Annotated in this window: 2 protein-coding genes; both read left to right on the forward strand. The window is 65.0% G+C overall.

Annotated features, from left to right (window positions below; translation table 11 throughout):
- The first annotated feature begins 339 nt into the window (after positions 1-339).
- Complete coding sequence (locus tag WA965_RS16205; RefSeq protein ID WP_526298957.1) at positions 340-813, forward strand: hypothetical protein; 474 nt, start codon at positions 340-342, stop codon at positions 811-813.
- Between the two features lie 868 nt (positions 814-1,681).
- Positions 1,682-2,122 carry a hypothetical protein gene (locus WA965_RS16210; protein WP_526298959.1) on the forward strand — a complete coding sequence of 147 codons (441 nt, stop codon included), beginning with the start codon at positions 1,682-1,684 and terminating at the stop codon, positions 2,120-2,122.
- Positions 2,123-2,322 lie beyond the last annotated feature (200 nt).

Raw genomic sequence — 2,322 nt, forward strand, 5'->3', positions numbered from 1 at the left:
ACGCCCATAGAGCAGTTGGTCCACCAGGCCAAACGAAAACGTCGCTACAGTGCCCACGGAAGGACCCACCCCAATGCGCCACCAGGCTCGGTCAACTCTGAGTTGATTCGCGGCAGTCGTGACCTAAATGCAAGAGGTGTGCTGGCTTCGAGGGGGCCTAGAAGCAGGGGTGATGGCGAGACAGCTGGCGTGCAGCGGCGGGGTGGTGGTGAGGCGGAGGGTTAAGGTCCGGTGAGCCGTGGGCGTTGGTGCGGCAGGCGTGGCCGCGAAAAATTAGTGGACAGTGAATGTGGCTGTGGTGGTGGCCCTCACGCCCCGGTCGCTCCTAGTGTCCCGACCATGACAGCTTCAAGTACCTCAAAGGTGGAAGCCCGGCGGAGGGTGCGCGAGGTGACCAGGCGCGCCAACGAGGCCCGCGCGGCTCGGGAGAAGGCGAACATCGAGAACGCGGCGAACTACATGGTGGCCAAGGCCAGGCTGGCCGAAATTGACGTCTGGGAGACCGAACGGTTGGCCGCGGTGACCGAAGGGGTGCGCGCCGACGCCAACAGGCGGCGTGCCGGCACTCGGGCCGAGGCCAGCGCGGCAATCAGGCTGTTGCAGGAAAGTGGTGAGACGCTGACGACGATCGCCGAGCTGACTGGCGACGGCATCGGCGAAGTCAGGGCCATGCTCCGGCACGAACCGAAGACCGAGAAGCGCGCGGCGAGAAACGAGACGCATTCACTAGACGGCCATGGCAGCGCTGATCCAGCAGTGAGTCCCGGCGACGGGGCCGCTGGCGTTCCTGATGCGGCGACGGCGCGGACGTAGCCGTCGTCGCCTCGTAGGCGTTACGGTTCGGCCAGTGGTGTCACCTCGAGTCGGGGCGGCCGCGCTGACTGTCGGTGTTCGGCTATAGGGTTTGCCGACATGAGAAGGGCGGGACAGCTGATCGTTGATCGGCGTCGGCATGCGCGGAAATCGCGTGCTTCGATTGTCACGTCGTCTGGGGCCAACCTCTTCGGACTGCAACATCTGGACCGGGCGATCGCCGCCGATGGCTCCGGTCTAGCCTCACGCGCGACGGCGGGGGTTCCTGCGTGCGTCCGCATCGCTACGCGTTGGCGACGCGGCGGAAGCGTGGCAGCGGGGGTGCCGGGTTTGCATGAGTGCGACAACCCGGTGTGCGTGAAGATCGCGGCCGAGATGGGCGTTCAACAACACGTCGTTTCTGGCTCCCAGGGCGACAACATGGAGCGGATGGCGCGGATGCGTCGCGGCGTGGCCGCCAACGGGCGCAAGCGGGGTCGGCCCCGGAAGGTCGACGACGCTGCCGCCGCCAAGGCGCGCAGCTTCAGAGGCAAGGGCATCGCCTCCGCCGACATCGCCAAGATGATGGGCGTGCCTCGGGCCACGTTCTGTTGCTACCCTGCGACACCCACTCCGGCGACCATAGCGTCGGGCACTCAAGTGGCCGGATGCAACTGTGACCATCGCTCAAGTCGTGGTTGCGCCGTCACGGCATGTGCCAGCTCCCGCCGGCTTGCCAAGCAGCTCTATGATGCGCAGCGGGTGGTGGATGTCAGGAATGAGCGGACGCCTGGGACGGGCATGATGTCCGAGGCGGGAGTGGATGCCGTGAAGGCAGAATCGACGCGGGAAGTCGAACCTGTCCTCGCGATAGACGGAGCGGGCGTACATGGGAGCTCGAAAGAGGAAACGTGCGCTGCTTCTGGCAGCCGCGGCGGTGTGCGGTGCGCTGTTAGCGGCCATCGCCATAATTACGCGTGGTTTCGGGCTCATCGACTCGGGATCCGTAGACCCGCGCGAGCGTGCGGCCCAGCAGCGGTGTGAACGTGACGTCGTAGCGCGGCTGGTGGCGCCGTCGACAGCGAAACTCACCGACGTCACAGTGACGAGCGCGCAACTGGACCCGGAAGTAATGGACTTGTTCTCGTTGTTAAGCGGCGGGCCCCTCAACGGCGTCGACCACTCCCGCATCAGCGTGCAGAGTGTAGAGGGCGTTGTCGTGGCGCCGAACGAAGTGGGCGGCACGCTGCATGACCCTTTCACGTGCCGTGCGTATTTTGTCGACGGCGATCTGGTCGACACCCTCGTCGTGTTCGACCACGACCATTAACCTCGCTATGGACTGTCGCGGTACGTACCCAAAACACTCTCGGTCCCGGTCGTATGGACCCGACGCGCAAAGATAGCGATTCAAGTCCAGGGATGTGGTGTAGGACGTCGTGGTGTGATGCTTGGAGTTGATGGTTCAGGCGGTCAGTGCCCGTCGGTGCGACGCCGGATCTCCTTGTTGAGCCGCTGCTGGGGATTGTT

This window comes from Mycobacterium sp. (genome assembly GCF_049683935.1).
Taxonomy (GTDB): Bacteria; Actinomycetota; Actinomycetes; order Mycobacteriales; family Mycobacteriaceae; genus Mycobacterium.